This window comes from Acinetobacter sp. YH01018, from assembly GCF_013420295.1.
GTDB lineage: Bacteria > Pseudomonadota > Gammaproteobacteria > Pseudomonadales > Moraxellaceae > Acinetobacter.
The window spans coordinates 1-6636 of the sequence record NZ_VOYL01000080.1; the positions used below are offsets into that span (position 1 = coordinate 1).

General features: G+C 49.7%; 5 protein-coding genes and 1 pseudogene. All 6 read right to left on the bottom strand.

Going from position 1 to position 6636, the window contains the following annotated elements; genetic code table 11:
- Positions 1–410: 410 nt before the first annotated feature.
- Positions 411–1076: a sarcosine oxidase subunit gamma gene (locus FTT83_RS15145; protein WP_004704291.1), complete on the bottom strand. Its 666-nt coding sequence runs from the start codon at positions 1074–1076 to the stop codon at positions 411–413.
- Positions 1077–1078: 2 nt separating this feature from the next.
- Positions 1079–3991, bottom strand: coding sequence for a glycine cleavage T C-terminal barrel domain-containing protein (locus tag FTT83_RS15150; RefSeq protein ID WP_004704292.1), 2913 nt, complete (start codon positions 3989–3991; stop codon positions 1079–1081).
- Positions 3988–4323 carry a sarcosine oxidase subunit delta gene (locus FTT83_RS15155; protein ID WP_004704293.1) on the bottom strand — a complete coding sequence of 112 codons (336 nt, stop codon included), beginning with the start codon at positions 4321–4323 and terminating at the stop codon, positions 3988–3990. The genes FTT83_RS15150 and FTT83_RS15155 overlap by 4 nt, the downstream gene beginning before the upstream one ends.
- A gap of 11 nt (positions 4324–4334) precedes the next feature.
- Positions 4335–5573, bottom strand: coding sequence for an FAD-dependent oxidoreductase (locus FTT83_RS15160; RefSeq protein ID WP_004704294.1), 1239 nt, complete (start codon positions 5571–5573; stop codon positions 4335–4337).
- 38 nt (positions 5574–5611) lie between these two features.
- Complete coding sequence (gene folD / locus FTT83_RS15165) at positions 5612–6511, bottom strand: bifunctional methylenetetrahydrofolate dehydrogenase/methenyltetrahydrofolate cyclohydrolase FolD (RefSeq protein WP_004704295.1); 900 nt, start codon at positions 6509–6511, stop codon at positions 5612–5614.
- Positions 6508–6636: pseudogene (locus tag FTT83_RS15170) on the bottom strand (formyltetrahydrofolate deformylase); the annotation flags it as partial. The pseudogene FTT83_RS15170 and the gene folD, both read right to left, overlap by 4 nt.

The following is a 6636-nucleotide window of genomic DNA, read 5'->3' on the forward strand; positions in this document are numbered from 1 at the left end:
AGTTACACCGTGACAGCCTATGGAATTGAGGTAATCCCAAGCGCAATAGCAATTGGTTCTTGATGATGAAGTAGGAATTAAACATTAAACCCACGTAAGTAGGTTTAAGTAGGTTTTAAATAACGGTCATCATTATAGAGAAATCGGGTAGCGCGATCATGTAGCCATGGTGGCAAGAACAAACGACGGATTTCGTCCTATTGCTTTGAAGCATTTAATTTTTTTCTTGATCAAAACGATGCTTTAGTAAATGGTGAATGCTTAAAAGCATAGTGCTGGAATGGGCGGCTGTACGCTCTTATGATAAAGGTTGATTGCTGTCCTGACTCTAGGGCATAAAGCAAATGGCTGCCAGCTTACGCTAACAGCCATTCAGGGGGATTACAGTTGGGGGAAAACAGAATTGTTATTTATGCAATGCTGAGCAGCCCGTCAATACCGACAGCCTGACCATCAAATTCTGCAATGGCATCCAGCAGGACATTCCACAAATACAGTGCAGAAGCCCGGTCACACAAGAGATTGAATTTCGGCGCCTGGGCATCGCTGACATTCATCACCACAGCATTAATGCGCGCCACCGAGGTCTGTGCAATCTGACCTGCAGCAAAAGCTTCTGCGGACAAATCGACGGCACACAGCTTAGCCATGATGAAAGCCACAGATTGCCCAGTTAGCTGAATCCAGGCATGGCTATCCTGACGCGGCAGCAGATAGTTGGCGCGGTCACTCAGCTCCCAGCTCTGTTCCAGTGCGGCTATACTTTCACCAAAATCCTGCATTGCACCCAGCACTAAATATTCGGTCGCAGACAGCCGTGCCACAATGCTGCCATTGGCCTGATGACACAATCGATTGGGTTCATCCGGCAATCTAAAACCCGCTGCAGTTAAATAGCTGGCACTGTCGGTTCCCCGGAAACCGACGCGTGGCATATTGGTTAAATCCACCACTGCACATTGCTGAATGTGCTGGGACTTACCGCCTGCAAGAAACATGCGTCCTGCGCCATAAGACTGATAGGCCGCACAGGTTTTTTGAATGGGACTGCGTTCTGCTTGAGGTAAAATACTCATGATCAGATCTCCTGACGGGCATTATTAGGGTCATAGAAAGGCGCTTTTACTACTGTGGCGTAGACACTTGCACCTTTTTCCACACGAATCTGGAACTGCTGGCCCACTGCGCTTTGCTCGATACCGACATACGCCATGCCAATAATTTGGTCCAGAGTGGGTGAATATTCACACGAAGTTACGTTTCCTGTAATTTTGTCGCCATTCAGCACAATATGGCCTTCCAGCGGTTTTTGCTGCTGTTTGTCCAGCACAAAAGACACCAATTTGCGTTTCATGGGCTGCTGTTCCAAAATGGCAATGGAACGCTTGCCCACGAACCATGGCTTGCTTTTCGCTACAGCCCAGCCTAAGTCCACTTCTTTAGGATGCGACATGCCATCGGTATCCTGACTGATAATGATATGACCCTTTTCCAAACGCAGTAGTCGCTGGCTTTCCACCCCAAAAGGCTTCATGGAGAACTCTTGACCCGCCTGCATCAGCAGATCCCACATGAACTCGCCATAACGTGCAGGGAAGTGAATTTCATAGCCCAATTCGCCTACAAAGCCAACGCGCAAGATACGCACAGCAATGCCCTGAATGGTTCCGGTGCGCAAACCCAGGTAGGGAAATGCTGCTGCACTGAAGTCCACGTCCTGACAGACCTTTTGCAGCACTTTGCGGGAATTCGGACCGGCAATATTCACCGCCGCAAATGCCGACGTGACATTGGCTATATCGACATTTAAGCGCCACTGCGCATTCCATTTCAGCATTTGCTGGTAAATGCGGTCTACCCCACTGGTGGTTGCGGTAACATAAAAGTGGTTTTCACTTAAACGCCCGGCAACACCATCGTCTATCACCACGCCATCTTCGGCAGTCATGACTGCATAACGGGTTTTACCCACCGGTAATTTTACAAAACCAAAGGTATATAATCGGTTGAGGAACTCGCCGCTGTCAGGCCCGCGAAGATCTAATCCGCCTAAAGTAGATACATCAATCATGCCGACATTCTGACGTACATTGCGCACTTCGTTTTCAATATGCTGCAAACGGCCAGAGACGTCACCATAATAGGCCGGACGCTGCCAGTTGCCTGCCGGCATCATTTGTGCACCGGCCTCAATATGGCGTTGATGCATGGCGGTCTGACGGAAAGGATCAAAACCGCGTCCCGCAATATGCGCCAATTTTTCTGCAGTGAACGGTGGACGGGCGGTCGTCACCCCGGTTTCGCTCACTGTGCGGTCTGTATATTTTGCCACGAGACGCGCAGTAGGCAAGGCTGAATGACGGCCTTGAGAAGGTCCCATACCCACAGTAGAAAAACGCTTGACCAGCTGTACATCACGGTAGCCCGATTTGGTGGCATTAATAATGTCGCGGATTTGCAGGTCTTCATCATAATCGACAAATTCTTTGCCCTTAGGATGCGCGAAAATTGGCCATGGGAAATTCACCGCTGCTTCGACAACAGGTTTTTTCGCTGCTGTAGCAGCATTGCCCAAAATGGCATTCACTGCATCCGTGGCGGTTTGCACTGCATCATGCAGAACATTGTCCAGCTGATGCACACCGGCAACAGAGCCGCTAATGTGCAATCCCTGAGGTAAACCGGAAATGCTGAACTGTGCCTTTTTGTCGTTATAGTTCAGTTTGGCACCGGCTTGACACAGCAGCTGGTACACCGGCATATAACCGGATGACATGGCCAGCACATCACAATCAATTTTCTTGCTGTGTGTACCCACCTGGCCTTCTGCAACAATACTGCGTATATCGACTCCGGTCAGATGCTGCATGTCCTTGCTATGCAAGGCTTCATACACGGTACTGCTGAGATAGACCGGAATGTGGTGCAGTTCAACCGCTTTTTGCAAAGCGGGATCTTCTGCACCGGCGCGCATGTCGACTAGGGCGGCCACAGAGATACCGGCTTCGGCCAGATCTAGGGCGGCCAGATAGCCGTCATCGTTACCGGTTAAAATAACCGTTTTCTGGCCGGGCCGTACCCCATACAGTTTGACCAGACGCTGTACGGCACTGGTCAACAGCACACCGGGCAAGTCGTTGTTGCGGAACACCACTGGCTGGTCAAAACTGCCGCTGGCCACAATGCATTGCTTGGCACGGACTTTATACATACGCTTGCCTTGAATGACCGGTAAATAATGATCGGTAAACCAGGCATTACAAATGGCTTGTTTCAGCACGCTAATGTTTTCATGCTGTTCTACTTGCGCAATCAGTTTGGCTGCACATGCAGCGGCTTTTTTACCCTCGGCATCAAAACGCGCATAATGCAGGCTACCACCCAGTATTTTATCCTGTTCAATTAACAACACTTTCATGCCGGCATTCGCGGCGGTTAACGCTGCCTGCAAGCCGGCCGGACCGGCACCAATAATGGCAATATCTGTAAATAGATAGGCTTTGTCATAGTATTCAGGCTGAAAATTCAGATCCAGCACCCCCAGCCCGGCTTTTTTACGGATCATGGTCTCCCACAGCTTCCAGACCCCTTTAGGCTTGTAGAATGAGCGGTAATAGAAGCCGACAGGCATAAATTTTGAGAATTTGCCTAAAAACGCATCGCTGTCTTTCATTAACGAGCCAGCATAGTTTTGCCCCATTGCCGACAGATGCGCTGCAATCTCGGTGCTATCTGCCAGTACATTCGGCTCCTGCGGCAATTGAATCAGCGTATTGGCATCTTGTCCCGCCATGGTTAAAGGTGCACGCGGACGGTGGTATTTAAAAGAGCGCGACATAATCCAGCGCTGATTGGCAATCAAGGCACTGGCAATACTGTCGCCCGCATAGCCCTGAAAAGTCTGCTGATCAAACTGAAAAGTCACAGGCTGGTTGCGGTCAATCAAAATGCCATACGGCAAAGGCAGTCGGTTTAAATCTAGATTGCTCATGCGGATACCTCCTGTTTAGCAGCCTGTTCTGCTGTTTTTTCTGTAGCTGGCGGATTTTCAAAATCGATGCGCTGGCTAAACATTTCCTTGGCATCAAAGGTACGCAGAATTTCATCGCTCACTGTATGGCGCTCGGCAATAAACCAATAACTGCTTGGGGTATGCATCCACCATTCCAGTACCACACCGGCAATATTGCTTTTATTGAACACATAATCTGCCCATTCTTCATTGCTGCAGGTGTTCTGGTCCGGCATGGTTTTCAGCTCGCCGCCATAACTAAATTCACTGATATTTCTTGGACCATTTAAAGGACAAATCATTATTTTCATGGGTTTACTCCTTAATGGCTCGCCGCAGTGGCGCCCATTTCATTGACTTGCTGGAAGCGGCTGAAACGCGACAATTCAAATGGCTTGATCAGATCCGGCGTACGGCCAGTCGCCACAAGTTCCGCCATGGTCTTGCCACAGATCGGGGTGGATTTAAAGCCCCACGTGCCCCAGCCTGCATCCAGGTAATAATTGTCATAAGGCGATTTGCCCATAATCGGGCTGTAGTCAGGCGTCATGTCGGTCATGCCAGCCCATTGGCGCATGAGTTTGACATTGGCCATAAACGGGAACATTTCAATGGCATGAGCCAGCAGGCTTTCTTTTAAATCCAGGGTAGAACGGGTGTTGTACAGCGGATAAGGGTCTGAACCGCCACCAAAGACAATTTCACCGCGGCTGGTTTGCTGCACATAGCAGTGCAAAGCAGATGAACTGACCAAAGGATTGATAAACGGTTTAAACGGCTGGGACACCATGGCTTGCAGCGGGAAGGTATGAATCGGCGACTTGATATGCAGCTTGTTCATTAAAATGCTGGAAGCGCCGGCAATCGCCTGTACCACGCAGCCACACTTGATGCTGCCACGGTTGGTTTTTACCGCCGTGACCTGGTTTTTTTCAGTCACAAAATCCTGTACTTCAGTCAGCTGGTGGATTTCCACGCCGCGTTTCGCCGCTTCCTTGGCATAGCCCCAGGCCACGGCATCATGCCGTGCTGTGGCACCATCCATATGCCAGAGTCCTGCCAGAACAGGCAAATGCGCGGGATCAAGATTCAGACACGGTACCAGCTCCTTAATTTGCTGGCGGTCAATCATTTCGGTACGACCACCAAAATGCTTGTTCACTTCGGCACGCTGGCGGAAGGCACGCACAGTAGAATCGGTATGCGCCAAAGTCAGCTGGCCGCGCTCTGAATACATGATGTTGAAGTCAAATTCATTGGACAGGTTTTTAAATAAATCAACCGATTCTGAATAGAACTTCACTCCTTCTGAGGTCAGATAGTTGGAACGGATCACCGCAGTATTACGCGCCGTATTACCACCGCCAAGATAGGATTTTTCCAGCACAGCAACATTGGTGATGCCTTGATATTTTGCAAGATAATATGCTATTGCCAAACCATGACCGCCAGCGCCAATAATCACTACGTCATAGTGTGATTTCAGCTCCTTCGGTGGAGGCAAATCAACTTCAACAGGATATTCACTGCTTAATCCGTATTTGAGCAAACCAAGTGGCATAATTTCTTCTCCAAGGCATCTTTTCCAATGCCGCTAGCTTATTTTTTAAAAATGTTTGCCTGCATACGCGCAGCATCAAGGGTATTTTTCATCAGGTAGGCAATGGTCATGGGACCGACACCACCCGGAACAGGCGTGATGGCTTTGACCACAGACAGCGCATCGTCATAATCGACATCTCCGACCAGACGGTTTTTGCCGTTTTCCTGAATGCGGTTAATCCCCACATCAATGACCACTGCACCCGGTTTTAAATAGGATGCATCGATCATTTTCGGCCTACCGACCGCTGCCACCAGAATGTCGGCATTTTTGCAAATGTCGCGAATATTCTGGGTGCGTGAATGGACAATGCTGACGGTGCAACTTTCTTTTAATAACAGCGCCGCCATCGGCTTGCCGACAATGTTGGAACGACCCACCACCACAGCATGCAGTCCGGACAGATCCGGCCCCAAGGTGTCTTTCAGCAGGCGAATACATCCGGTCGGTGTGCATGGGGTTAACACCTCACGGCCCTGACTCAGACCGCCGACATTTTCACTGTGGAAACCGTCAACATCCTTAAGCGGATGAATGCGCTGCAACACCGCCGTTTCATCAATATGTGCCGGCAACGGCAGCTGCACCAGGATGCCATGCACGGTGGCATCTGCATTCAGTTCATCAATTTTCTGCAGCAGCGTGTCAGCATCTGTATCTGCTGACATGCGGTATTCCAGTGAGCGGATGCCGACATACAGCGCTTTTTCAACCTTGTTGCGCACATAGACATGACTGGCCGGATCATCTCCGACCAGGACTACTGCAAGGCAAGGCTCAATACCTTGCGCTTTCATCTGCTGCACTTCGCTTTTGATCTCGTCCAAAACGGTTTGTGCAGTTGCTTTGCCGTCAATAATCAGCGGCTGTGAATGTTCTTGAATGGCTATGTTCATTTAAATACCACCGTACGGTCATCATTAAGGAATACGCGGTGTTCGACAAAGTATTTCACCGCTTTGGACAGCGCGACTGTTTCGGTATCACGCCCCACCGAGACCAGGTCATCCGGCAAATAGGC